17 protein-coding genes are annotated in these 25,588 nt (G+C 67.9%); 9 read left to right on the forward strand and 8 right to left on the reverse strand.

All coding sequences use genetic code 11. The annotated features are described in order from the left end of the window. Together AC1DYI_RS05795 and AC1DYI_RS05800 are read left to right on the forward strand one after the other, a co-directional pair. Positions 1-953 (forward strand): UxaA family hydrolase (locus tag AC1DYI_RS05795; protein WP_477203129.1); only part of this gene is annotated, 953 nt, incomplete at its 5' end. 100 nt (positions 954-1,053) lie between these two features. Continuing rightward, positions 1,054-3,267 (forward strand): WD40/YVTN/BNR-like repeat-containing protein, encoded by a 2,214-nt coding sequence (locus AC1DYI_RS05800; RefSeq protein ID WP_477203130.1) that lies wholly within the window; start codon positions 1,054-1,056, stop codon positions 3,265-3,267. A 35-nt stretch (positions 3,268-3,302) separates the two neighbouring features. On the opposite strand, the gene AC1DYI_RS05805 is transcribed toward AC1DYI_RS05800, so the two are convergent. The 8 genes from AC1DYI_RS05805 to yicI all read right to left on the reverse strand — a co-directional run bounded on the left by AC1DYI_RS05805 (position 3,303) and on the right by yicI (position 15,864). After that, on the reverse strand, positions 3,303-4,220 hold the full coding sequence (locus tag AC1DYI_RS05805) for an alpha/beta hydrolase (protein WP_477203131.1): 918 nt from the start codon (positions 4,218-4,220) through the stop codon (positions 3,303-3,305). Positions 4,221-4,225: 5 nt separating this feature from the next. Continuing rightward, positions 4,226-5,203 (reverse strand): hypothetical protein, encoded by a 978-nt coding sequence (locus AC1DYI_RS05810; protein ID WP_477203132.1) that lies wholly within the window; start codon positions 5,201-5,203, stop codon positions 4,226-4,228. 70 nt (positions 5,204-5,273) lie between these two features. Beyond that, positions 5,274-6,866: a GH39 family glycosyl hydrolase gene (locus AC1DYI_RS05815; RefSeq protein WP_477203133.1), complete on the reverse strand. Its 1,593-nt coding sequence runs from the start codon at positions 6,864-6,866 to the stop codon at positions 5,274-5,276. Then, positions 6,866-8,194 (reverse strand): MFS transporter, encoded by a 1,329-nt coding sequence (locus AC1DYI_RS05820; RefSeq protein ID WP_477203134.1) that lies wholly within the window; start codon positions 8,192-8,194, stop codon positions 6,866-6,868. The genes AC1DYI_RS05815 and AC1DYI_RS05820 overlap by 1 nt, the downstream gene beginning before the upstream one ends. Continuing rightward, complete coding sequence (locus tag AC1DYI_RS05825) at positions 8,191-9,978, reverse strand: glycoside hydrolase family 9 protein (RefSeq protein ID WP_477203135.1); 1,788 nt, start codon at positions 9,976-9,978, stop codon at positions 8,191-8,193. The genes AC1DYI_RS05820 and AC1DYI_RS05825 overlap by 4 nt, the downstream gene beginning before the upstream one ends. Positions 9,979-9,983: 5 nt before the next feature. After that, positions 9,984-12,191, reverse strand: a complete 2,208-nt coding sequence (locus AC1DYI_RS05830; RefSeq protein ID WP_477203136.1) for a glycoside hydrolase family 2 protein — start codon at positions 12,189-12,191, stop codon at positions 9,984-9,986. A 44-nt stretch (positions 12,192-12,235) separates the two neighbouring features. Further along, positions 12,236-13,573 (reverse strand): hypothetical protein, encoded by a 1,338-nt coding sequence (locus tag AC1DYI_RS05835; RefSeq protein ID WP_477203137.1) that lies wholly within the window; start codon positions 13,571-13,573, stop codon positions 12,236-12,238. Beyond that, positions 13,570-15,864 carry an alpha-xylosidase gene (yicI, locus tag AC1DYI_RS05840; RefSeq protein ID WP_477203138.1) on the reverse strand — a complete coding sequence of 765 codons (2,295 nt, stop codon included), beginning with the start codon at positions 15,862-15,864 and terminating at the stop codon, positions 13,570-13,572. The genes AC1DYI_RS05835 and yicI overlap by 4 nt, the downstream gene beginning before the upstream one ends. Positions 15,865-16,043: 179 nt before the next feature. On the opposite strand from yicI, the gene AC1DYI_RS05845 reads away from it, so the two are divergent. The 7 genes from AC1DYI_RS05845 to AC1DYI_RS05875 all read left to right on the forward strand — a co-directional run bounded on the left by AC1DYI_RS05845 (position 16,044) and on the right by AC1DYI_RS05875 (position 25,563). After that, positions 16,044-17,276 carry an ROK family protein gene (locus tag AC1DYI_RS05845; RefSeq protein ID WP_477203139.1) on the forward strand — a complete coding sequence of 411 codons (1,233 nt, stop codon included), beginning with the start codon at positions 16,044-16,046 and terminating at the stop codon, positions 17,274-17,276. Beyond that, the gene (gene xylB / locus AC1DYI_RS05850) at positions 17,276-18,730 is read left to right on the forward strand and encodes a xylulokinase (RefSeq protein WP_477203140.1); all 1,455 of its coding nucleotides are present in this window, start codon (positions 17,276-17,278) and stop codon (positions 18,728-18,730) included. The genes AC1DYI_RS05845 and xylB overlap by 1 nt, the downstream gene beginning before the upstream one ends. A 464-nt stretch (positions 18,731-19,194) precedes the next feature. Next, a complete protein-coding gene (locus tag AC1DYI_RS05855) occupies positions 19,195-20,766 on the forward strand; it encodes a DUF5597 domain-containing protein (protein WP_477203141.1) in 1,572 nt (523 codons plus the stop codon). A gap of 111 nt (positions 20,767-20,877) precedes the next feature. Then, a complete protein-coding gene (locus tag AC1DYI_RS05860) occupies positions 20,878-21,084 on the forward strand; it encodes a hypothetical protein (RefSeq protein WP_477203142.1) in 207 nt (68 codons plus the stop codon). Positions 21,085-21,109: 25 nt separating this feature from the next. Beyond that, a complete protein-coding gene (locus tag AC1DYI_RS05865) occupies positions 21,110-22,468 on the forward strand; it encodes a GH1 family beta-glucosidase (RefSeq protein WP_477203143.1) in 1,359 nt (452 codons plus the stop codon). A gap of 11 nt (positions 22,469-22,479) precedes the next feature. Then, positions 22,480-23,910, forward strand: coding sequence for an MFS transporter (locus AC1DYI_RS05870; protein WP_477203144.1), 1,431 nt, complete (start codon positions 22,480-22,482; stop codon positions 23,908-23,910). Positions 23,911-23,949: 39 nt separating this feature from the next. Continuing rightward, positions 23,950-25,563, forward strand: coding sequence for a family 43 glycosylhydrolase (locus AC1DYI_RS05875; protein ID WP_477203145.1), 1,614 nt, complete (start codon positions 23,950-23,952; stop codon positions 25,561-25,563). Positions 25,564-25,588: the final 25 nt, after the last annotated feature.

Genomic DNA, 25,588 nt, shown 5'->3' on the forward strand with positions numbered 1-25,588 from the left:
ACCCTAACTTCGCCGCTGTGCTCATCGTCGGTCTGGGCTGCGAGACCAACCAGATCCAGGGCCTGATCGCGCAAGAGGCACTGGCCGAAGGCAGCCGGCTCGTCACCTTCAGCATCCAGGACAGCGGTGGCACCGCGCGCGCCGTGGCACGCGGCATCGAAGCCGTGCGCGGGCTGTTGGCCGAAGCCAACCGCGTGCAGCGCGAGCCGGTGCCGGCCTCGCACCTCACTGTGGGCCTGCAGTGTGGCGGCTCCGACGGTTACTCCGGCATCAGCGCCAACCCAGCGCTGGGCGCTGCGGTGGACCGGCTGGTGGCACACGGTGGCGCCGCCATCCTGTCGGAAACGACCGAGATCTACGGTGGTGAGCACCTGCTGCTGCGCCGTGCGGTCTCGCAGGGCGTGGCCGACAAGCTGATGGCACGCATCCGCTGGTGGGAGGACTACACCGCCCGCAATGGCATGCAGATGGACAACAACCCCTCGTCGGGCAACAAGGCGGGCGGGCTGACCACCATCCTGGAAAAGAGCCTGGGCGCCATCGCCAAGAGCGGCACCACGCCGCTGGTGGACGTGCTGGAGTACGCCGAGCCGGTACGCTCACGCGGCCTGCTGTACATGGACACGCCAGGCTACGACCCGGTCTCTGCGACCGGCCAAGTGGCCGGCGGTGCCAATCTGATTTGCTTCACCACCGGGCGAGGCTCGGCTTACGGCTGTGCGCCTTCGCCGTCGCTGAAGCTGTCGACCAACACTGCGCTGTGGCAGCGTCAGCAAGACGACATCGATATCAACTGCGGCCCCATCATCGACCGCCTGGCGACGGTGGACGAGATCGGCGAACTCATCTTCCGCCTGATGCTGGAGACGGCCTCGGGCMGGCGCACGCGCAGCGAACTGCACGGTTATGGCCAGAACGAGTTCGTGCCCTGGCAACTGGGCGCGGTGATGTAGCAGGCGCTTGTTAGAGCCCGTGACAGCACCTGTTCTTCTTCTTCGCCGGATGGACCGCCTTCGCGTCAGGCAACTCGTCGTCAACGCTGTGGGCACTTTCATGCTTGGAAGCTCCGTCGCGCTGGCAACTGCTCCCGAGCCGTCGGCACCCTACCGGTGGAACAACGTCGCCATCGTCGGTGGTGGCTTCGTCGACGGCCTGGCGTTCCACCCTGCGGTGCCGGAGCTGCTGTACGCCCGCACCGACATGGGCGGGGCCTATCGCCGCGACGCTGATTCGGGGCGTTGGCAGCCCCTGCTCGACTGGCTGCCCCATGCCGACCTCAACCTGATGGGCGTGGAGAGCGTAGCGGTCGACCCATCCGACCCCGACAAGCTCTACCTCGCTTGCGGCACGTATACCGCCTCGGTGGTGCCGGATGGCGCCGTGCTGCGGTCGCACGACCGCGGCCGCAGCTTCCAGCGCACCAACCTGCCGATCAAGTTCGGCGGCAACGAGGAAGGCCGCGGCAACGGCGAACGCCTGGCCGTGGACCCGAACGATGGCCGCGTGCTCTACCTGGGCACTCGCCTCGATGGCCTGTGGCGCAGCACCGACGGCGCCAGCACCTTCCGGCGTGTCGACGGCTTCCCTGCCGAGGCTTGGCGGCGCTCGACCGCCGATGGGACCTTGTCCGCGACACGTGGCAGTGATGGACGCAGCACGGTCGTGTTCGTCGTCTTCGACCCCACCAGCGGCGCGCCAGGGCGCGCGAGCCGCACGCTCTACGCCGGTGTGTCGGCCATGGGGCGGCCCAACCTCTGGCGCAGCCAGGATGGCGGGGCAACGTGGGCGCCGCTGCCCGGCGCGCCGACGGCTTACCGCCCGACGCGTGCCGCCTGGGGCTCGAGCGGCCATCTCTACGTCAGCTACGGCAGCGAGCCGGGGCCGAGCCGGATGAGTGACGGCGCGGTCTGGAAGTTCGACAGCCGCCGCCAGGCCTGGTCCGACATCACGCCGGATCGACCCGACGGCGCGCGCCGCTTCGGCTATGCCGCGGTGGCGGTCGATCCGAGCGAGCCGCAACGCCTGCTGGCCAGCACCCATGGCCGTCCTCAAAGCGAAGAGTTGTTCCGCAGCAGCGATGGCGGGGCGTCCTGGCGGCCGCTTCTGGCCGCGGGGGACTCAAGCGCCCGGTTCGACGCCGCCCGCGCGCCCTACGTGCGCGACACGCCAGCGCACTGGCTGTTCGACGTGAAGATCGACCCCGCCAATCCCGACCACGCGCTGTTCACCACCGGCTATGGCGGCTGGGAGACCTTCGATCTCACCGGCGCCGATACGGGCCGGCCCACGCACTGGCGGGTGATGAGCACCGGCATCGAGGAGACGGTGGCGCTGGCGCTGCACAGCCCGACGCGCGGCGTGCCGCTGGTCACGGCCATCGGCGACTACTCCGGCTTCGTGCACAACGAGCTCGACGTGCCGGCGGACGGCAACCCCAAGCCACCCTTCATGGGCAACACGCACGATGTGACGGGGGCCGAACTCGCGCCCGAGGTCATCGTCCGCGTCGGGCGGGCGCGCCAGGGCAAGAGCCTGGGCTATTCGCTCGATGGTGGCCGCACCTGGCAGGAGCCGCCCACGCTGCCCGATCCGGGCGCCCGCGAAGGCGCCGTTGCGGTGTCGGCCGATGGCCGCACGTGGGTATGGACGCCGCGAGGCCAGGTGCCCCATGTGAGCCGCGACCGCGGCGCCCACTGGGCTCCGGTCGTCGGCCTGCCGCCCGACACGCGTGTGGTGGCTGATCGCGTGAACCCGCGCCGCTTCCATGCGATCTCATTGCCCGGCAACAAGCTCTTCGGCAGCGAAGACGATGGCGCCCACTTCAGCGAGCGGGCGCTGGACCTTCCCGAGGGTCTTGTCGGCCCCGCGCTGCGCGGCGAGCGCGGTGACGAGCGCGGTGGCCAGGACCGGCTCTACGCCACGCCAGGCAGGGAAGGCGACCTGTGGCTGGCCGCTTTCCACGGGCTCTACCACGCCGCGTCGGGCGAGCGCTTCCGGCGAATGCCGGGCGCCACGCAGGTGCATGCCTTTGGCTTTGGCCGCGCCGCTCCCGGCTCGAGCGAGCCCACGCTCTACCTGGTCGGCACGGTGGACGGCCGGTACGGCATCCATCGCTCGACCGATGGTGCCAAACAGTGGGTGCGCATCAACGACGACGCGCACCAGTGGGGTCTAATCCTCCAGATCACCGGCGATCCGAAAACTTTCGGCCGCGTCTACGTGGGCACGCACGGGCGGGGCGTGCTCTACGGCGATCCGGCACCTTGAAGCGCGCCGCAGCCGCCGGCGCCGGCCAGCAGGGCTCAGCGAAAGATCCGCTGCGCGAAGTAGTACAGGTTGCTGCCCCAGGCCTCACCGTCGTGGCCGTGGTCGTCGACGTTCCAGAGGTGGGACACGCCGTGCTCCGCCAGGTAGCGGTGCGTGCGCTGAGAGACGTTGATCAGGCCGTCCCGGTTGCCGCAAGAGATGTAGAGCAGCTTGAGCTGCGCGCGCGCGGCGTCTGCGTCGGGCACCAGCGCTTCGGGTGGCCGGGTATTCGGTGCGGCGGAGAAGGCGCCGACCCAGGCGAAGGTGTCGAGGTGGCCGAGGCCGAAGTTGAAGGCCTGGCCGCCGCCCATCGACAGACCCGCGAGGCCGCGCTGTTCTCGATCGGTGTGAGCGCCATACGCCGCCTGCACCGCGGGAATCAGTTGATCGAGCAGATCGCGCTCGAACCTGGCGAAGCCCGCGGCTTTTTCTGGCACGAAGGGATTCTGGCCCGGGCTGTCGTCGGGCAGGGCCCGCCCGTTGGGCATCACCACGATCATCGGCACGGCCTTGCCTGCGGCGATCAGGTTGTCGACGATCGCATGGGCCTTCACATAGCCTGACCACTCGTGCTCGTTGCCGGCAATGCCGTGCAGAAGGTACAGCACTGGGTATTTCTTGGTCGGCGTATAGCCGGGCGGCAAGTAGACCTGCACGTGGCGGCGTGTGCCGGTGACGGCCGAGTCGTACTCGAAGGCTTCAAGCCGGCCGCGCAAACCTTCGGCCGGCAGCGCGCGGTATGCGGCCGGCGGTTCCGGGAACAGGCGCAGGTCGTCTTTCGCCAGAACGACAGGCCGCGCGAAGTCGATCCTGGCGCGCTCGGGGGAAACCTCGTCAGGCTTGTCTTGAGCTGGCGTGGCAGCAGCCGCCGCGAGCAGCAGCAAGGCGACCCAGATTCGGTCTCGTGGTGTCATGGGCGTCAGCCGCGCTTGCCGCGGCGCAGGTGGGCGTCGAACACTTTTTGCGCCAGTGCGTCGGCTTCGCGCTGCTGCTGCGCACCCAGCGGCGCGATGCCCACTAACTGGTCAACCTTGTCGAGCGAGGCCCGGGTGGCTGCCGCCAGCTCGCTGCCGTTCGGCAGTTCGCTGAGGGTGCGCAGCCAAGCCTCCTTGTAGCCCTGCCTTTGCGCGGGGCTGATGCCCAGCTCGCTCGGGTTGAAGCCAAAGGCGTAGGCCCTCAGCGTGTCCGGTTCACCAGCATCGGCGGCCTGGCGCGCCGCGCCCTGCAGCTTGCTGATGAGTGCAGGGTCGTCGGCGGCCTTGCCGTTGCGGGACAGCCAAAGCAGATAGTCAATCGCCGCCCCTTCTGCGCCGCCGTCGTAGGCCTTCTGCAGCAGTTCGCCATGGCGGGCCAAGGTGGCAGCGTCGAAGGCCTGGCATTGGCGTTGCAGCGTCTGAAGACCATCGATCGTCTTTTCGATCGGCGCGCCGGTGACCTTGGTCAGCGTCTGCGTCTCGGGCGTCGGCTGGTCCCGCATGTTGAACATGGCACCGACCGCCTGGTCGGCCCCCTCGCAGGCCGCGAGCATGCGTGCCGCATCCAGCGCCTGCTTCGGCGTTCCACCATCCAGGGCCAGCTGAACCTTTTGCAACTCGGCTGTGGAGGACGTCGACGGGCTCGCAGCGCTCTTCACCTGAGTCAACGCCGCCGATGGTGCCGATGCGCCGGACGGCGAGGGCAGCGGCGCCGCGCTGTCATCTGCGGTGGACGCGCTGGGCGCCGCGCTCGAGGTGGTGTCAGGCGCCGACGCCGTGACGATGACTTCGGGCGAGGACGTATGCCACCACATCCAACCTGCGCCGGTCGCCAGAAGCAAGACCGCGCCGAGGAGCCAGCCGGCAAGGCTGCGTCGGCTTGCGGGCGGCGCGTGCGAGAGGTTGTCTTGATTCGAAGCCATGCATGTCTCCAGCGTTATAGGAACGTGTTGTCGCCACCCGGATCGTCGACCATGTTGGGGGGCTCAGCGCTCAGGGCTTGACCGGTTCCAGCGTCACCAGCGCGATGTCGTTGCTGCGCATCGGCAGCTTCCACTGCAGCTTGCCGTCCTTGCCGACCTTGACCACGCGGTCCTCCTCGGGCTTGTCCTGGGTCAGCGTGTGCAGCTTCGCCAGCTGCTCCGGCTTGAGATCCTTGGGCGCGCCCATCTCGATGTACGCCGTGTACGCATCGTTCGTCTTGTGCCCCGTGCGCCGCACCTGCACGCGGTAGCTGCCGTCAGCGACGTTGCTCAGGTTCAGCGTCACCGCGGCGGCCGGCCCGTTGGGTACCGGCTTGGCGAAGAACACGCCGTTGCTGGTCGCTTTCTGGTCCGGATGCTGCCAGTCCCAGACCAGCACGGCGGCCTTGCCGCTGTCCACGGCCGCCAGCACCTGCTTGTCGGCGCTGGGCACTTCATTGCCACGCAATGCATTGAGGTACTTGTAGGCAAACCACGCCGGCTTGCGCAGGCCGTCGCGGGTCATCAGCCCGAAGCCGCCGTGGAAGGCCCGGGGGGGCGGGCCCGGTTCTTCGAACAGGTCGCTGTAGGTCCAATAGCTCATCGCCTGCGCGTGGCCGCGGGTGCCGACCAGCTTGTTCAGGATCCACGGCGCACTGATGTAGCTGTCGTGCACCTTGTCGTAAGGGTTGTAGCTGGTGCTCCACTCGGTGATGTACAGCGGCAGACCGGGAAAGGCCGACGCCTCGATCTCCTGGCGATTGCGGCGCACGTCGCCGATGATCGAGTTCGGGTCGGTCGCCAGGATGCGGTCGGACTTGCCGAACTCGTCGAGGAAACCTTCGGTCACGCCGTAGGTGTGCGTGGTGATGAAATCGACCGCCACATCGTTGGCCTTCGCATAAGCCAGGAACTCGGGCACCCACGCGGCGCCGGCGGTCGCCGGGCCACCGACCTGCAGCTTCGGGTCGATCTTCTTGATCGTTCGCGAGGTGTTGGCGTACAGATCGAAGTAGGCCTTCTGGTCGGCTTTTTCCCAGAACCCGTCGAGGTTGGGTTCATTCCACACCTCGAACGGCCACTTGCGCACTTCTTCGACGCCGTAACGCTGGACCAGGTGGCGCACGAAGGCACCGATCAGCTCGGACCACGGGCCGGGCTGCGGGTGCGAGGTGTTGCCCTGCCAGTAGAAGATCTTCAGGTCCGAGGTCTTCATCACGCCCGGCGTGAAGCCCAGCTCGATCAAGGGCTTGATGCCGCGCGCCAGCAGCGCGTCGTACAGGTGATCGATCCCACTGAAATCGAACACCAGCTTGTCGCCGTCCTTCTTCACGGTGCCGTAGACGTCGTGGAAGATGTCGTGAAAGCGCACGTGGCGAAAGCCGAGTTCGTCGACGGCCGTCTTCATCTGCGCCAGGTTCTCGGGCCGGCCGGTGGTGCCGGGGTAGTCGGCGCCAACCGAGAAGTCGTAGAAGCGGTCGACCGGCGTCGTGGCGGTGGCCAGGTCGAGCTGCACCGTGCGGGCGGGTGGCCCGGCGTTCGCGGCGGCACTCAGGCAGATTGCCAACGCAGCGGCCAGCGGGCGCAGCAGCGGCATGCCTAACGGGAAGGGCGGTGTTGTCATCAACGTGTCTCCATGGCCAGGTCGGCTTTGTGGGGAAAGGGCGCCAGCCAGGCCAGCATGACCGGCGGCACCGAGAACAGCAGCACCAGGCCGAAGAAGGTGGCGTAGTCGTGCTCGACGGCGCCCCAAACCCAGCCGCTGACAGTGCCCGTGGACCACTTGGTCAGGGCCATCACGCCGGTGGCCATGGCGTAGTGCGCCATCCGGAAGGGGCCGGGCGCCACCTGCTGCATCATGTAAAGCATGTGGCCCACCGACCCCATGCCGAAGCCGAACTTCTCCAGCGCCACGATGGCGCCGATCCACAGCGCGTCCTGCGGCAGCGCCGTGCTCAGGTAGAAGTAGGTCAGGTGCGGCAGGTTCAGCACCAGYGCCAGCACGAAGAATGAACGCGGCAGCGTGCGCCGCGCCACCAGGAACCCGCCGAGAAAGGCTCCGGCGATGAAGGCGATGGTGCYCACGGTGCCGTTGATGTGGCCCAGCGCCGCGTTGTCCAGCCCCAGGCCACCGGCCGAGCGCGGATCCAGCAGGAACAGCGGCCCGAACTTCTCGATGAAGCCTTCGCCGAAGCGGTAGAAGAAGATGACGGCCAGCATCATCCAGATCTGCGGCTTGGCGAAGAAGCTGACCCAGGCCACGCGCAGCGCGGTGAACCCGCTGGTGCCCGCGCCGCCGATGGCCATTGGCGGGGCACCCGGCGGCAGCACCCGCAGATGCCACAGCCCGAAAGCCGCCATGCCCAGCGCAGCGGCGCCTACGACGATCATCCAGCACTGCACCCACGGCAGACCCCTGCTGTCGTGCAACCAACCCGTCAGCGACACCAGCAAGCCCGAGCCGATCACCGCGCCCATGTTCCAGCACATGCCCTGCAGGCCGGCGTAACGCGCCTGGTCCGTCAGCGGCATCGTCGTCATGAACACACCGTCGGCGCAGGTGTCCTGCGTGGCCGAGGCGAAGCCGGTGATCCAGAAGAAAGCCAGCGACAGGCGGAAGAAATCGTCCAGCGGCAGGCACAAGGCCACCAGGCCGAGCGATGCAGCCATCGTGAACTGCATGCTGATGACCCACCAGCGCTTGCTGCGATGGGCCTCGAGCAGCGGCGCCCACAGCGGCTTCAGCACCCAGGGCAGGTACATCTGCGAGGTGTAGAGCGCGATCTCCTCGTTGGGCACGCCGAGGTTCTTGTAGATGATCGCGGCGACCACGCCGACCATCACGTTGGGCAAGCCCATCGCCAGGTAGAGCGTGGGCACCCAGGCCAAGGGGTGCCGCCGTGGTGCGGTGCTCATCATTGCCGCAGGGCCGGTGTCCGGGATGCTGCTCATGGCGCGGGCGTCAGCGCCTGCAGCGCCGCCGAAACGTACACCAGCGGTGCGTTCCAATTGATCGCGATCTCGTTGGTGGTGTAGCTGCACATCGCGTCGACGTAGGACTTGGCAGGCGCCTTCGAAGGGTAGGGCTGCTTGCAGTCGTCGCCGGTGCCCGTATGCGGGCCACCGACGATGAAGCCAGGCACCGGTGCGGCCACGCTGTCAGCTTCTGAAGGACGGTGGTGCGGATGCATCGGCGAGCGTTTGCCGAAGCCGGTGACCATCGAATAGCCGGTGGGATGGCGGCCGAGCACGAAGTCCAGCGCTGCCTGGGCGGCGTCCAGCTGACGGCGCTCTCCGGTGAGCCGGTAGCCCTGGATCAGCACCAGCGCCTGGTTCAGCGCTACCGAGTTGCTGCCCCAAACGAAGTCGGTGGCCTGCATGGCCACGCGGTAGGGCGAGGCCTGCCACTGATCCGCCAGCTTCGCCGCCAACGTGGTGATGTGACGCTCGACCTGCGCGCGGTCGGCCGCAGGCGTGAGCCGCTCGCGGTGCTGTGCCAGCGTGATCCAGGCCAGCGTGCCCACACTGCCCCAGCTGGGCACGTCGGCCGGTGCCGCACTCGCCTTCATGGCGGCGAGGTAGTGATCGTCGCGCGTGCTCACGTACAGCTCGGCGGCGGCCCAGGCAAATTCGTCGGCGAGCTTGTCGTCGTCATAGCCGCCGGTGTGGATGTCGGCCGGTTGCTTGTAGACCACGGCCGCGTGAGCGTCGGCCCAGGCCCAGGCTCGTTTGGCCGCGGCCAGCATGCGTGCCGAGAGGCCGGGGCGCTGACCCTCGGAGGCCGCGAACACGCGGCTGGCCTGGGCCATCACCGCGGCGAAGTCCAGGGCCGCGGCGGTGGTCTTCATCACCACGTAGCGCTCGCCGGTGGCCTGGTGCGGCAGCACCACGCCGTCGAAGCTCTTGTTGGTGAGCTTGTGGTAGACGCCGCCGTCGGCCGGGTCCTGCATGGCGAGCATCCAGTCCAGGTTCCACAGCACCTCGTCGAGCAGATCGGGCAGGGCGTTGCCGCTTTCCGGGATGTTCAGCCGTTGCGCCTGGAACTGGGCCGGGAAGTGCTCCCAGGCAGCCAGCAGCGTGTAGACGGTGATGCCGGAGTTGACGATGTACTTGTTGTAGTCGCCAGCGTCGTACCAGCCCTTGGGCGCAGCGATGACCGCGCCTTCGGGCCGGCCAGGGCCCGCGGCCGAGGCGTGCACGAACACGTGCTCGTCAGGGTGGCCGGCGGGCCGTGCCCAGACGCCTGCATGGGCGGCCTCCAGCGGCAGGCCGGCGCGGTTGAAGTAGAAGGCCTTGATGGCCGCGGCGTTCAGCGCCGCATAGGCGTCGGGTGCGACCACGAACGGTGCCGACGGTGGCAGCCCCGCCACCTGCAGGCGGTAGCGGCCGGGCTGGCGCAGCGCGGAGAAGTCGGCCAGGCGAAACGCCTCTTGCGCTGGCTCCCAGCGCTGCGCGGCGCCCAACGGGCCGCGCCAGACCTCGCGGCCACTGGCGTCGTCGAGCACGGCGAAGTGCTCGGCCCCGATGTCGCGCACCGCAGCCCATTTGGTGCCGCCGGGCAGGTAGCCCACCTGGTTGAGCTGGATGGCGGTGGTGTCGGCCGGCGCCTTCGTTGCCGAGGCTGCAGGCGCAGCAGGCATGGCGGTCGGCCCATGTCCACAGGCCTGCAGGCTCAAGGCCAGCGCGAGGCCGGCGCTGCCGCGGGCGAGGGTGTTCTTCAGCGAGGGTGTTGGCATGGTGATCAGTGGAAAGTCGGTTGCTCGCGCAGCAGGCCGCGCAGGTGCGCCGATTCGGCCAGGTGCGGGAATCGCCAGGCTGCCGGTGCGCCTTCTGCAGCGCCTTCGCGCGGCAGTTCCAGCACCCGGCTCGTGGCCAGCGCGTTGGGCGGGTGGGATTCGATGTCCCAGTCGGTGCGGTCGGTATGGCCGCGCTCGTCACGCACCTGCAGCGTCGCGCGGCCCGGGGCCAGGTTCACCGCGGGCCAGGTGGCGATGCGGTCGACCACCGGCACCGTGCCCACCGGTTGGCCGTTGACTTCCAGTGTTAGCTGCCGAGCGTTGCTGTAGGCCTTGACTTCTACGGCGCCGGCTGGCCGCGTGCTCAGACGTCGGCTGGCGATGTGCAGCACCGGTTCGCGCGCCCACCAGGCGCGCAACAGGTGGAAGGCGTCCTTGCGCAGGCGGCGGTCGTAGCTGACCAGGCCCTTGTCATTGCGACCGGGCGTGTCGCCTTCGTGGCGGCCGGCCGAGGCATGGTCGAAGCCCAGCCAGGCGAAGTGGCCCCACAGGTAGGGCCGCGCCGCGAGCTGGCGCGCATAGGCCTCGTGGAACAGCGCCTGGTACTGCTCGGGGTGCCAGCGCGCGCCAGGTTCGGGGCGGCGCGGTGGATCTTCTTGCTGCAGCGCGCTGCCGCCGGCGCCGTATTCGCCCAGGCCGATGGGCTTGGCCGGCAGCTTGGCGTGCAGCTTGTCGGCCCAGGGGCCGATGTCGGTCAGCGCGCCGTCGTACCAGCCCCAGTAGCGGTTGTAGGCGGCCAAGTCGGCCTGCAGCGCCATCGGGTGATCGTCGGGCGCGCAGCAGTGCGCGTAGGCGGTCAGGCGAGAGGAATCTTCCTGCTTGGCCAGCGCGTGCAAATCGGCCAGCAGCGCGCGAATGGGCTCGTCCGAACGGTAGACCTCGTTGCCCAGGCCCCAGATGGCCACCGACGCGTGGTGGTGGGTCTGCCGCACCAGTTCGCGCAACTGCTGGAAGAGGTTGTCGCGGAAGGCCGGCGTTTCCTGCATCGCCGAGTTCAATGGGATCTCGGTCCACAGCACCAGGCCCAGTTCGTCGGCGCGTTCGTAAGTGTGGGGCGGGTGCGGGTAGTGCACCAGGCGCAGGCCGGTGACACCCAGCTCCATCAAGATGCGCAGGTCTTCGTCGATCTCGGCGTCGCCGACCGCCACGCCGCGGCCGGGCCGGCCGGCGTGGAAGTAGTTGACGCCGTGCAGCGGATAGGGCTGGCCGTTGAGCAGAAAGCCACGTTCGGCATCGACCGCGAACTGGCGCAGGCCCAGCGGCAGCTGCACGGCATCGGTCACCGTGCGGCCGTGCAGCAGCTCCGCGCTCAGCCGGTACAGGTAAGGGTCGAACACGCCCTGCCACAGGTGCGGCTGGGGCACGTGCAGCAAGGCGCTGGTGCTGGTGGCGGCGCCGGCCTGCAGGCGCAGGCGCTGGCGGTGATGTGCGACGGTGCGGCCCTGGGCGTCGCGCAGCGTCAGGCGCAGTTCACGGTCGGCGGCTTGCGGCGCGTCGTTGCGCAGCTGCACCTGCACCTTCAATCGTGCATGGGCCGCGGACAGCGCTTCGGTGTCCACCCGCACGCCCGGCCCGCCGTGGTCCAGCAGTTCGATGTGGGTGGCGGCTGTTTCGATCAGCCGCACCGGGCGCACCAGGCCACCGAAGACGGTGAAGTCACCACCCAGCGGCGCCACCTGCGGCAGCGCGCCGTTGTCCACGCGCACTGCCAGCAGGTTGCGCCCGGGCTTGAGCAGCGGCGTGATGTCGAAGCGGAAGCGGGAATAGCCGCCTTCGTGGCGGTCGATACGCTGGCCGTTGAGCCAGACCTCGGCGGCCAGTGTCGCGCCGTCGAACTCGAGGAACTGGCGACGCGACGGCGTGGCTGCAGTGGGGCGTTCGATGACGCGCCGGTACCAGCCGGCGCCACGGTGGTAGGCGCCGCCGGCCTCGCCGTCGCTGGCGTTCCAGGTGTGCGGCAGCTTCACGCGGGCCCAGGCGGCATCGTCGAAGTCCGGTGCGGCGGCCTCGGGTCGGTCGACGCGCTCGAAGCGCCACTCGCCCTCCAGCAATGTGCTGCGACGCTGCGCCTGGGCCAGCGCGCACGCGGCCAGCAGCAGCAGGCCCACCGCGCACAGCAGCGCGGCACGGTGCCTGGTCAGAGACGGCTTCAACGCTGGCTCCCGTGTGGCGTGACCTGCGTGGCCGGTGCGACTGCCTACTGCAGTGCCCATTCGAATGCCAGGCGCCGTGTGGCCGTGCCGTCGCGCAGCTGCGCCGGGTCGGGGGCGGCCGTCGGCGCGGCCAATGCGCGGGTCAGGCTGATGTCGTCCAGTTCTCGCTCCAGCGCCACCGCCGGCACGTCGCGTACGCCGGCCGCCTGAATCTCGCGGCGCTGAATGAAGGAGCGCAGAACCCGGCCGTTGGCGTCGAGGTCCTGCTCGACGACGACCTTGCCGGTGACCTCGGCACGCCGTGCGGCAGCGGGATAGCCGCCCTGGTCGACAGACATCGGCCCGCTGCGCGGGAGGTCGGGGTAGAGCGTCGCCGTCGAACGCACCGCCATCGCCGTGCGCCATGCGTAGAGCGCCTGCAGAGGTGCCAGGCGCTTGGTGCGGACCTGCTCCTGGCTCCACCAGCGCAGCAGTTCGCAGTGCACCCGCGGCGGCTGCGCGGCGTATGACCAGCCAGGCGTACGCAGTGCGTCGCGAAGTTCAGGCGCCAAGCCCGACGGCGCGGTGTCGCTCGCCAGCGCGGGCAGCGAGGCCAGGAGCGTGTCCTCGAGCACGCGTTCGTTGGGGGGCAATGTCGTGCGCGGCTTCTGACCCCAGCGTGCCAGGCGCTCGGCCTCGCCCTGCCAGGCTGTGGCACGCTGCTCGGCCGGCAGAGCCTCGATCAGTTGGGCCTTCTGGCTTGCCGGCAGCATTTGATCGAGCCGTTGGCACAGGTCTGGGCGCTTGAGTGCCTCGAGCCAGATCGCGTCGCTGGCGGCCGGCGCGGCGTCGGCCTGCCACAGGGCCGTTTCGTTGAGCACGCGGTTGGCCAGGCGCCTCGACATCGTCTCGGCCAGCAGCTCACCCTGACCTTGGGCGGCCTCTTCGCTCACCCATGCCGGCCAGTCGGCCTTGGCGCGTTCGCGGTGCTGCTGCAACACGGTCTCGGCCAGCGCACGGTGGTCGGCCGACAGCGGCAGCTCGGCCGGTAGCAGGAACAGTCGCTCCAGCAAGTCCAGTGGCTGGTGCAGCAGGCTGGCGTCGCGGTCCAGCCGTTCGCGCAGTTGGCGGCGCTGTTCGCGCATCGTCTGGATTGCCGCCTCGTCGCGCTGCTTGTCGATGATCTCCTGCGCGATCTGCTTGTTTGCAGCTGCCGCTGCAGCCTTGTCGCTGGGGGCGCCCCCAGCGGGGGCCACACCCCCGGGCCGCGAAGGGTCGGTGCCCGGGAACTGGCCTTGCTGGGCCAACGTGGCGCCAGGGCCCAGCGTGGCTGCCAGCGCCAAGCCGGCCGCTGCCAGACGGCTGCGAAGCCACCCGCTGCCGAGGGTGGGCCGAAGTGTCATGCCGATCGCCATTCCAGGCGGGCGCCTTGGGCCTGCACTGGGCTGCGTTGGCCCTCAACCTGCAAGCTCCAGTCTTGCAGCGCACCTTCGATGACGGTGGCGGTGTAGCTGTTGCCGTTGCGCTCGACCGTTCCGCGCGCAGCGATGCCGCCGGCCGGCGTGGGCACCACGAACGCGGCACCCGCGCCGTCGGCCAGCTCGAAGACGCGCAGTGTCAGGCCGCGGACGTAGTCGTAGTCCGGCCGCTCGGTCTCGGCGCCCCAGGGCAGCACCGTGCCCGGCGCCACGTACAGCGGCAGGCTCAGGAAGCCATGGGTCTCGCGCACCCAGCGTCCACCGGCGCGCTTCTCGCCGCTGAGCAGGTCGGTCCACACGCCACCACCCAACTCGGGCAGGTAGAAGTCGACCTCGCCGCTGTCGGTGAACACCGGTGCCACCAGCAGCGCTTCGCCCAGGTGGTACTGACGGTCCAGCGTGGGGCAGGCCGGATCGTCCGGATGCTCGATGACCATGGCCCGCATCACCGGCACGCCCGTCTCGGTGGCTTCGATGGCCTTGGCGAACAGGTAGGGCATCAGCTGGTGCTTCAGGCGCGTGAAAAGCCGCAGCACGTCGCAGCTTTCTTCGTCCACCAGCCAAGGCACCCGGTAGCTGCTGCTGCCATGCAACCGGCTGTGCGAGGACATCAGGCCGAACTGGATCCAGCGCTTGTAGACGGCCGGCGGCGGGTTGCCTTCGAAGCCACCGATGTCGTGGCTCCAGAACGCGAAGCCGCAGCTCGTGAGCGAGAGACCGCCGCGCAGGCTCTCGGCCATCGAGCCGAAGGTGGACCAGCAATCGCCGCCCCAGTGCACCGGAAAACGCTGGCCGCTGGCGTAGGTGCTGCGCGCGAAGACCACCGCGTCGGCGCCCTTGACCTCGCGCAGCAGGTTGAACACCACCTCGTTGTATTGCAGCGCATACAGGTTGTGCATCTCCACCGGGTCGGAGCCGTCGTGGTAGACCACGTCGGTGTCGGGAATGCGCTCGCCGAAGTCGGTCTTGAAGCAGTCCACGCCCATGGCCAGCAAGCGCCTCAGATGGCCCTGGTACCAGGCCACGGCGGCCGGGTTGGTGAAGTCGACGATCGCCATGCCCGGCTGCCACAGGTCGGTCTGGAAGGTCAGGCCGTTCTTGCGCTTGATGAAGTAGCCCTCGCGCACCCCTTCGGCGAACAGCGGAGACTGCTGCGCCACGTAAGGGTTGATCCAGAGGCTGACCTTCAGGCCCTTGGCGCGTAGCCGCGCGAGCATGGCTTCGGGTTCGGGGAAGCCGCGCGCGTCCCACGCAAAGTTCATCCATTCGAACTCGCGCATCCAGAAGCAATCGAAGTGGAACACCGCCAGCGGCAGGTCCCGGCGCGCCATCTCGTCGATGAAGTGGGTGGCGGTGGCTTCGTCGTATTGGGTGGTGAACGAGGTCGTCATCCACAGGCCGAAGCTCCAGGCCGGTGGCAGCGGGGCACGGCCGGTGAGTGCCGTCAGGCGGCCCAGCACGTCCTTGGGCGTAGGGCCGGCGAAGATGCAGTAGTCCAGGCTTTCACCTTCGCGGCTGAATTGCACGCGCGTGGTCTTCTCGGTGGCCACTTCGAACGACACCGGGCCGGCCTCGTTGACCAGCACGCCATAGCCGCGGCTGGACAGGTAGAAGGGCACGCTCTTGTAGGCCTGGTCGCAGGCGGTGCCGCCGTCTTTGTTGGTGTTCTCGACCACCTGGCCGTTCTTGATGAACGGCGTGAAGCGCTCGCCCAGCCCATAGACGCATTCACCCACCTGCAGCGTCAGTTGCTCATGCACGAAGTTGCGTGAACTTCCGGAGGTGCCCGCGCACTGGATGTAGCCCAGGCTGCGCCAATCGCTGCGGGTGAGAACACGCTCGCCTTCGCGGAAGGTCAGGCTCCAGGCCTCGCCCTTCTTCACGTCCACCGAGACCGCGCCACTGGTCAGCGTCCAGCACTCGTCGGATTCAGCGATCTGCACAGGCACGCGGCCGGCACCCGGCATGGGCACGTGCAGGCGTGGCGGCTGCGAAGCCGAGTAGTGCTCCACGCTCACGCGGATCACACCTTCGGCTGGCGAGCTGAGGGTGACCGTCAGCGTCGGCCCCGCCAGCGTATCGCCGCGGTGCTTGATGGGCTTGTTGGTGGCCAGCACCACCAGGCGGTCGTCCAGCGTCCGGGTGTGATAGTTCTGCGACGCGTAATGCGCCGTCACGCCGGGCTGGAGAAGCCATTGGCCATCAGTGAACTTCATGTGATTTAGCCATAAATCTACGTCGTCGGCGAGTATACGTATCGGCCCTCGGCAAGCAGCTCCAAACCGATAGGTGTTTCCACTCGTCTGTTCGTTCGACGACCGAACTATGATGGCCAGAATGAACACTCGAACCCATTCGGCCATGTCGGCATCGTCGCCGGGGAAGGCGCATCTTGTTGGCTGAAGTCGCTGCCGTCCGGGGTCACCAGCAGGTGCTGAAGGGAATCAACAAGATGTCGCTCGTGAGGCACCTGTGCGCGTATCCCGGCCTGTCTCGCACCGACCTTGCAGACGCGGTGCAGCTCACGAAATCCACGGTGAGCCTTCTGGTGCGCGAGTTGATCGAGGAGGGCTGGCTTGTCGAGCGCGAAGTCGTGGTCACCGGCGATCTGGGGCGGCGGCCGACGCCGCTGTTCATCGATCCGGCGCGGCTGCTGCTTGTCGGGGGCGAGGTCGGCATCGACGGCGTGCGCGCGGTGGTGACATCCCTGACCGGCGAGGTGCTGGCCCATGCGCGCGTGGGTTACGGTGCGTCGCACAGCGCCAAGGCCTGCCTGGGGCTTCTGGCGGGTGTGATGCAGAGGGCCCTGCGGCAACTCGATGCCCGCAGTCAGCGCGTCATCGGCATCGGTGTCGGCGTGCCCGGTGGAGTCGACGAAGCCAACGGCTTCCTGCATTTCGCACCCAACCTTGATTGGAAGGCGGTGCCTGTGGGTGAGCTGCTGCGAGAGCGGTTTGCAGACACAGCGTTGAGCTCGGTGCCGCTGTGCGTTCAGAACGAAGCTGACGTGGCGGCCGTTGGCGAGATGGAGTTCAACCGCAGGCAGGTCACCGATCCGCTGCTCTATGTCAGCGTGAACCAGGGCGTTGGCGCCGGCGTGATCGTCGACGAGCGCTTGCTCACCGGACATCGAGGATTCGCGGGTGAGGTTGGCCACATGGTCCTTCAGGCCGGTGGACCGCAGTGTTCCTGTGGCCGGCTCGGCTGTGCCGAGGCACTGATCGGTCCGCGATCCATGGTGCCCGGAGTGCCGAGCGAGGACGCTCTGGCCGAGGTGCAGCGCCTCGTCGCTGCGGGTGACGCCTCGACCCTGCGCGCGGTGCGCAAATCTGGCGTCTACTTGGGCGTGCTGCTGCAGAACCTCGCCACGGCCTACGATCCTGGATGCATCGTGCTGGGCGGCGCGCTCGTCGAGCTGGGTGATGCGTTTCTGCATCCGGCCCTGCGCACGCTCGGCGAGTATGCGCAGGCCGCCGGGCTTGCCGCGCCGGAGGTGCGCATCTCGCGCTATGGCGCAGATGCGGTGGCGGTGGGTGCGGCTGCGCTGGCCCGCTATCGGCTCACGCGCACGCTCATCGAGGCGCGATCGGTCGGCAGCCACGAGCTGGCCCAGGCGGAGGTCTTCTGATGTTCCTCGGAATCGATCTCGGCACGTCCGAGGTGAAGGTGCTCTTGCTCGATGAAGCCGGTGCAGTCGTCGGGACCGCGGGTTCGCCGTTGAACCTGAGCCATCCGCAAGCGCTATGGTCCGAACAGGATCCGGACGACTGGTGGGCTGCGACCGAATCGGCGGTTTCGCAGTTGCGCGCGGTGCACCCGGCCGAGTTCGCACGTGTGCGTGGCATCGGCCTGTCGGGCCAGATGCATGGTGCCGTTCTGGTGGATCGGGCGGACCAGGTCCTGCGGCCCGCGATCCTCTGGAACGACGGCCGCAGCCATGCGGAGTGCGATGAACTGACGCGCCGTGCGCCGTCGCTGCATGCGATCGCCGGGAATCTGGCCATGCCAGGTTTCACGGCGCCCAAACTGCTGTGGGTTCGCCGTCACGAGCCCGACGTGTTCGCGCGCATCGACTGCGTGATGCTGCCCAAGGACTATCTGCGTCTGCGCCTGACAGGCGAACGCGCGAGTGACCCGTCCGACGCAGCGGGCACCTTGTGGCTCGACGTCGCGGCGCGAGACTGGTCCGACGACTTGCTGGCGGCTTGCGGCTTGAGCCGCGCCCACATGCCACGCTTGGTCGAGAGCGGCGCTGTTTCAGGCGTGCTGCGGCCCGAGCTGGCACGCGCCTGGGGCCTTGGGCCAGAGGTCGTGGTGGCCGGCGGGGCTGGCGACAATGCCGCCAGCGCGATGGGCGTGGGGGCGGTGAACCCGGGCGATGGTTTCGTTTCGTTGGGGACGTCAGGCGTTCTGTTCGTCGTCAACGATCGTTTCCGCCCGAACCCGGCGTCGGCCGTGCACGCCTTCTGTCATGCGCTGCCCAACCGCTGGCACCAGATGAGCGTGATGCTCTCGGCCGCCAGTTGCCTGCGCTGGTTCAGTCACGTCAGCGGTGACGCCGGCGAGGTGGCATTGCTGGAGGAGGTGGCGGCGCTTTCGCCCCAGGCGCTGGCTGAGGCACCCGTCTTCCTGCCCTATCTGGCCGGTGAGCGCACGCCGCACAACGACCCGTTCGCCACCGGCGCCTTCGTCGGCCTGCGTCACGAGACGACTCGCGCGGCCTGCACGTACGCGGTGCTCGAGGGGGTGGCCTTCGGTCTCACGGACGGGCTGGACGCGCTGCGTGGCACCGGCACCGAGGTGAGCCGACTTTCCTTGCTGGGCGGTGGCGTACGCAGTGGCTTGTGGGCGCAGCTGATTGCCGATGTGCTGGGGGTTTCGTGCGAAGAGCATGCCGGTGCCCAGCAAGGTGCAGCGCTCGGTGCCGCAAGGCTTGGGTGGTTGGCGGCCGGTGGTTCGCCAGGGCTCGTCTGCTCGCGCCCGACGGTGGCCAGGGTGTTCGAACCAGACGCCAACCGGAGCGACGTGCTGCAGCAAAGGCTGTCGACGTTCCGCCGCATTTATCGACAAATCAAACGATGAAGCCAGTCCGACGAGATTGACGGCGTCGGCGGTTGCGGCGACGTGAGCAGGGGGTCAAGGGTGCGCGGTTTCGACCACCCGACCTGCCAGGAAAACCGGCATCGGCCCTCCGTTGGGAGGCCTGGGCTGGGATCAACTGGCAAACCACACAGGAGACAAGACGATGGACCGATTCAAGAAAAAGCCATGCGGAGTCGTCACGACCCCGTCGTGCGATGCGTGCGCCGTCGGCCGACAAGTCCCGTGAGAACACGGTCGAATCGATCGTGGTGTCAATGGAGCGCGCCGCGCTGCCGTCGGCACACAAGAAGTCTCACTGGGGCCACCGAGGCAATACGGTCATACCGGTAGGCGCTGGTGCAGCCGCTTGAATGTCAGTCACCTTGAACAAGATCCTTCTCCGAATTTGTGCCGCCATGTGGGCACTGGGCTGTGCGCTCGCTCAAGGCGCAGACACGTCTGCCTTGCCGCATGTTGAGCAACGCGATGGTCGCCATGCGTTGATCGTCGACGGCGAGCCGTTCCTGCTGCTTGGCGCACAGGTCCACAACTCCAGCAACTGGCCCGCTGCGCTGAGCCAGGTGTGGCCGGCCGTCCAGGACATCGGCGCCAACACGGTGGAGGTGCCGATCTCCTGGGAGCAGATCGAACCGGTCGAAGGCCGCTTCGATTTCTCGTTCCTGGACACGCTGCTGAAACAGGCGCGCGAGCGCCGTCTGCGGGTCGTGTTGCTGTGGTTCGCGACCTGGAAGAACACCAGCCAGCAATACACGCCTGCGTGGGTGAAGTTGGACAACCGCCGCTTCCCGCGCATGGTCGACCGCGACGGCAAGAACTACTACTGCATGTCGCCCTTGGGCGAGCAGACACTGGAGGCCGACAAGAAGGCTTTCGTCGCGCTGATGTCGCATCTGAAGAAGGTCGATGCCAGCCAGCGCACCGTGATCATGGTGCAGGTGCAGAACGAGGTCGGCACCTTCGGCCTGGTGCGCGATTTCGGTGCCAAGGCGCAGGCGGCGTTCGAGCGCGATGTGCCCGCAGCGGTGCTGGCGCGCAAGAAGCCACCGGTGCCGGGTGCTGTCAGTGGGTCGTGGCGCGCCGTCTACGGCGACTACGCCGACGAGTACTTCCACGCCTGGGCGATCGCCAGCTACATCGAGGCCATCGCGAAGGCGGGCCGTGCCGTCTACAACTTGCCGATGTACGTGAACAACGCGCTGCGCGACCCGCTCGAGCCGATCGCGCCGTGGAAGAGCAACTTCGCCAGCGGCGGCCCGACCTACGACGTGATTGACATCTACAAGGCCGCGGCGCCCAGCATCGACATCGCCGCGCCCGACATCTATCACGCTGAATCGGCCAAGGTCAGCGCCCACCTGCAGCAGTTCCAGCGCCCCGACAACGCGCTGTTCGTGCCCGAGCTGGGCAACTCCGAGACCTACGCGCGCTACGTCTACCAGATCCTCGGCCGCGGCTCGATCGGCGTGGCGCCGTTCGGCATCGACTACTTCGACTACGCCAACTTCCCGCTCGGTGCCAAGCGCAGCGACCGCTCGATGGTCGAGCCCTTCGCTCGTGTGTTCAAGGCCTTCGCGCCGATGCAGCGCCAGTGGGCACGCTGGGCCTTCGAAGGCAGCACTTGGGGCGTGGCCGAAGGCGATGACCACGCCGACCAGACGGTGACGATGAAGGGCTGGCAGGCCAAGGTCTCGTTTGGGCAGTGGATGTTCGGCGAGAAGGAATGGCCGGGCAATGCCAAGGAGGCGCCCCCGCACGCCGCGGTGGCACAGGGCGGCGTGGCGATGGCGCAGATCGCCGACGACGAATTCATCCTCGTCGGCCAGTTTGCGCGGATACGGCTGGACGACGCCGAAAGCAGTGGGCGAGCGCTGATCGACCACGCCGAGCAGGGCCACTTCGACGCCAAGGGGCGCTGGATCATGGAACGCCGCTGGAACGGCGACCAGGTCGACTGGGGTTTGAACTTCACTGGCAAGCCGGTGGTGCTCAAGGTCAAGATGGGGCGCTACCAATGAGGTATCCCCGTGCGGGCAAGTGCGTCGCGGGTAGCGCTGGATTGGCGCTGTCGGCAGCGCTGCTCGCCGGCTGTGTCTTCAGACCTCCGGCCGGACAYGTTGCTTCGGCGCTTGAACAACCGCGTCAACGATCAGATCGCCGGCCTGCACGACGGCCGCGACGTCTTCTTTCTCGACATCAACAAGTCGCTGACGAATGCGGACGGCACCGTCTCGCGCGAAGTCATGCCCGACCTGTTGCACCTGAGCGAGAAGGGTTACCGCCAGTGGGCGCGCGCGATCGCGCCGACGCTCGAGCACTTGACCTCCCTGCCATAGCACCTCCGCCGGCACTTCCGACACCATGAGCAACATCACCTACTCCAGCCCGTTTCCGCCCTCGTTCGTCTTCGGGGTGGCTGCCGCTGCCGCGCAGATCGAGGGGGCCACCTTCGTCGACGGCAAGGGCGCGTCGATCTGGGACCACTTCGCCCGCACGCCGGGCAAGGTGAGCAACGGCGACAACCTCGATGTCGCCTGTGACCACTACCACCGGTTCGACGAGGACTTCGCGCTGATGGCCTCGCTGGGCGTCAAGCACTACCGTCTGTCGATCGCCTGGCCGCGCATCTACCCCAACGGTGACGGTGAGGTGAACGAAGCGGGCCTGGACTTCTATCGTCGGCTGCTCGCCAGCTTGGCGCGCCACGACATCACACCCTGGGTGACGCTGTTTCACTGKGACTTGCCGCAGGCGCTGGAAGAGCGGGGCGGCTGGACCTCGCGTGTCACCGTCGATGCCTTCGCCGTCTACGCCCAGACCGTGGTCAAGGCGCTCGCCGGCCAGGCGAAGAACTGGATCACGCTCAACGAGATCCGCTGCTTCACGTGGCTGGCCTACGGCATCGGCAGCAAGGCGCCSGGCCGGCGCGAGAGTGATGCCGTGGTCAACCAGACCATCCACCACGCGCTGCTGGCCCACGGCCATGCGGTGCGCGCGGTGCGCGAATTCGGCGGGCCGGGTGCGCGCGTGGGCCTGACCGACAACTGTGACGTCGCGGTGCCGGTGACGGAAACGCCGGCCGACATCGCCGCGGCCCAGGCCTGGTTCCTCGACAAGAACGCGCACATCCTGGGCGCGATCCATGGTGGCGGCTACTCTCAGGCCTACCTGCAGCGCGTAGGCGAAGCGGCACCGCGGGTGCAGCCGGGAGACTTCGACCTCATCAGCCTGCCCACCGACTTCCTGGGTCTGAACGTCTACACCGCCACCTATGTCCGCGCCGGGCGCGATGGCCAGCCCTATGAGGCGTTGACACTGCCCGCGAACTATCCACGTGCCGACAGCTCATGGCTGAACCTGGTGCCGCAAGCCATCTACTGGGCGCCGCGCATGTGCCACGAGCTGTACGGCAACCGTTCGATCTACATCACCGAGAACGGCTGCGGCTACGACCACGAGCCGGTGGTGGACGGCGAGGTGATCGACATGCACCGCCGCGACTACCTGCGCAATCATTTGCGCGAAGTGCACCGTGCCATCGCCGGCGGGGTGCCGGTGGATGGCTACTTCCTCTGGTCTTTCATCGACAACTACGAGTGGGAAGACGGGTACGAGCGCCGCTTCGGGATCGTGCACTGCGACTTCGAGACGCAGATGCGCACGCCCAAGCTGTCGGCACGCTACTACGCCGACATCATCCGCACGCGGCAGATCATCTAGGCGCCACCCCCATGTCCGCCATTCCCATGACCTTCGCCCCCCACTCGTTGGACCGCTTGCCGATGCGCCAGAAGGTCGGCTACGGCCTGGGCTCGATCCTCGACATGTGGGGCCACTGGCTCTACCAGTCGCTGGCGTACCAGGTGTTCAATGTGTTCCTGGGCATGGCGCCGGGGCTCATCTCGTCGGTGCTGGCGACCAAGATCGTCATCGACGCGGCGTCCGACGCCACCTTCGGCTGGCTGTCGGACAACACCCGCACGCGTTGGGGGCGCCGCCGGCCCTTCATCCTGGTCGGAGGCATGCTCGCCGGCGCCGGGCTGCCGCTGATGTTCGCCGTGGGGCGCGGCTGGACCGACATGCAGTACTTCTGGTTCATGCTCGTGTCGCTGCTCATCTACGTGCCGGCGATGAGCTGCTTCAACATGCCGTGGCTGAGCCTGGGCTCGGAGATGACGCCGGACTACCACGAGCGCACCACCGTCATGCAGGTCAGGAACGCGATCCAGAAGCTGCCGGAGCTGGGGATGTTCGTCGCCGCGCAGTTCACGACGCTGGCGATCTTCAACGACACGAGCGGCAAGCCCGACATTCTGCTGGGCGCGCAGGTCTACACCTCGATCCTGGGGGCGATCATGGTCGCGGTGTCGCTCGCGATGGCCCTGATGCTGCGCGAGCGCTATTACGAGAAGGTGGTGCTTGCGCACGGCAGCAAGGTGCCGTTCCGCGACACCCTGTACCGCACCTTGAAGAACGGGCCGTTCCGCATTCTGCTGAGCGCGATGATGGCCTACGGCATGGCCACGGCGATGGTGTCGGTGCTGGGCTACTACACCACCATCTACTACGTCTGCGGAGGCGACGTCGCGCTGGCGGGGAAGTGGAACTCCGCGATGGGCGTGGCCGGCATGGTCTTCGGCTTCGCCGGCATTCCGTTCTTCGGCGCCATCGCCAAGCGCAAGGGCAAGCGCACCGCGCTCATCGCCGTCTTCGTGGGCGCGATCGCGGCGTTCATCGGCGACTGGTGGTTCTACAACCCGGAGTACCCGGCGCTGCAGTTGCTGGCCTGCGGTTTCGTCGCTTTCACCGGCGCCGGGTTCTGGACGATCTACGGCTCGGCCCTCGCCGATGTCGTCGACCACGACGAACTGGAAACCGGCCAGCGGCGCGAGGGCTCGTTCGCGGCCTGCCAATCGTGGATCTCCAAGGCAGGCATCGCCGTCGGCAGCGGCGCTTCGGGCTGGATCCTGCAGTTGACCGGCTTCGACTCCAAGCTGGCGGTGCAGGGCGAGAACGTGATCCTCGTCATGCGCTTGCTGCTGTCGGGCATCCCGGTCATCGGCCTCGTCATCGCGCTGATCATCGTGCTGCGAATGCAACTCGACGAGCGGCGCATGGGCGAGATCCGCACCGAGCTCGAGGGCCGGCGTGGAACCGTTTGACCCTGGCCAGTTGCGCAACCAACGACACACGGATTGACGATGACAAACGGTCGCTTCAGCCGCCGCCTGTTCTTCACTTCGGCCGCTACTGCCACCGCGAGTGCGGCCGTGTTGCCGACTTTGGCGGCGCCGTCGGCGGCCGACCCGGTCACGGCCCGGCACGGCGTGGGCATCGAAGGCCAGCGCAAGGCCGATCTCGGCCGCGGCATGTTCCTGAATCCAATCGTTCCGGGCGACCACGCCGACCCGACGATCCTGAAGGACGGTGGCGACTACTACATGACGTTCTCGTCGTTCCACCTCTACCCGGGCATCGTGATCTGGCATTCGCGCGACCTGGTCAACTGGGCTCCGATCGTCGCAGCGCTGCACAAGAACATCGGCAGCGTGTGGGCGATGGACCTGGTCAAGCATGGCGGGCGCTACTTCGTCTACATCCCGACGGTCGGGCCCAAGGGCATGGCGATCCATGTGATCCATGCCGACCACATCCGCGGCCCTTGGAGCGACCCGATCGACCTCGGCTTGGAAGGCTGCATCGACCCCGGCCACGTGGTGGACGAGAGCGGCAAGCGGCACCTTTTCTTCAACGGCGTCCGCCGCATCGGTCTCACCGATGACGGCCTGGCCACAGTGGGCAAGCTGGAGCACGCCCACACGCCATGGCAGTACCCGCAGGACTGGGTGGTGGAGATGTTCGCGCCCGAAGGCCCCAAGCTGCTGCGCCGCGGTGACTACTTCTACATGATCGCTGCCGTCGGCGGCACCGCCGGCCCGGCCACCAGCCACATGGTGACGGTGGCGCGTTCGCGCTCGGTCCAAGGGCCCTGGCAGGACTGTCCGTTCAACCCGATCGTGCGCACGAAGAGCGCCGCCGAGCCTTGGTGGTCGCGCGGGCATGCGTCGGTCGTCGAAGGCCCGGCGGGCGACTGGTGGATGGTCTACCACGGCTACGAGAACGGCTACCGGACGCTCGGGCGGCAGGTGCTGCTCGAACCAGTCGAGTGGACCGCCGATGGCTGGCTGCGCGCCAAGGGCGGCACGCTGGACCGCCCGATGCGCAAGCCCAGGGGCGGTCAAGCCAGCCCCGCCGGTTCTGCCCTGAGCGATGATTTCACGGTAAATCGTTTCGGCACCCAATGGGCCATCTTCGATCCGACCGGCGACGAGAGTGACCGCGCGCGCCTCGAAGGCGGCAGCCTGGTACTGCGTGCCATAGGCAAGTCGCTGGCCGACTGCTCGCCGTTGGTCTGCACGGTGGGCGACCGCCACTACGAGGCCGAAGTCGAACTGGAGGTGGGTGAGGGCGCGCAGGGCGGCCTGGCGCTGTTCTACGACGRCCGCGGCCATGTCGGCCTGGGCTTCGGCGGCGGCACGATGTTCATCCACCACTATGGCCAGGATCAGACCTGGGCAAGGGAGAAGGCGCCGGCGCGCCGCTATCGGCTGAAGGTGAGCAACGTCGCGCACGACGTCACCTTCCACTACGCGCTGGATGACGGCCCGTGGATCAAGCAGGCCTGGCAGCGCGAGGTCTCGGGCTACCACCACAACGTGTTCGGCGGCTTTCTCGCCCTGCGCCTGGCGCTCTATGCGGTCGGCAGCGGCGAGGTGCGCTGGCGCAACTTCCATTACCGGGGGCTGCCGGGATGATGGCGCAGTACGCGCAGCGCTGGGA

The organism is Ideonella sp. P3_A4 (genome assembly GCF_056403075.1).

Bases quoted from the DNA above. Each gene is read 5' to 3' on its own strand.
- AC1DYI_RS05800 (WP_477203130.1), top strand. From the start codon at position 1,054: ATGCTTGGAAGCTCCGTCGCGCTGGCAACTGCTCCCGAGCCGTCGGCA.
- AC1DYI_RS05805 (WP_477203131.1), bottom strand. From the start codon at position 4,220: ATGACACCACGAGACCGAATCTGGGTCGCCTTGCTGCTGCTCGCGGCG.
- AC1DYI_RS05810 (WP_477203132.1), bottom strand. From the start codon at position 5,203: ATGGCTTCGAATCAAGACAACCTCTCGCACGCGCCGCCCGCAAGCCGA.
- AC1DYI_RS05815 (WP_477203133.1), bottom strand. From the start codon at position 6,866: ATGACAACACCGCCCTTCCCGTTAGGCATGCCGCTGCTGCGCCCGCTG.
- AC1DYI_RS05825 (WP_477203135.1), bottom strand. From the start codon at position 9,978: ATGCCAACACCCTCGCTGAAGAACACCCTCGCCCGCGGCAGCGCCGGC.
- AC1DYI_RS05835 (WP_477203137.1), bottom strand. From the start codon at position 13,573: ATGACACTTCGGCCCACCCTCGGCAGCGGGTGGCTTCGCAGCCGTCTG.
- yicI (WP_477203138.1), bottom strand. From the start codon at position 15,864: ATGAAGTTCACTGATGGCCAATGGCTTCTCCAGCCCGGCGTGACGGCG.
- xylB (WP_477203140.1), top strand. From the start codon at position 17,276: ATGTTCCTCGGAATCGATCTCGGCACGTCCGAGGTGAAGGTGCTCTTG.
- AC1DYI_RS05870 (WP_477203144.1), top strand. From the start codon at position 22,480: ATGTCCGCCATTCCCATGACCTTCGCCCCCCACTCGTTGGACCGCTTG.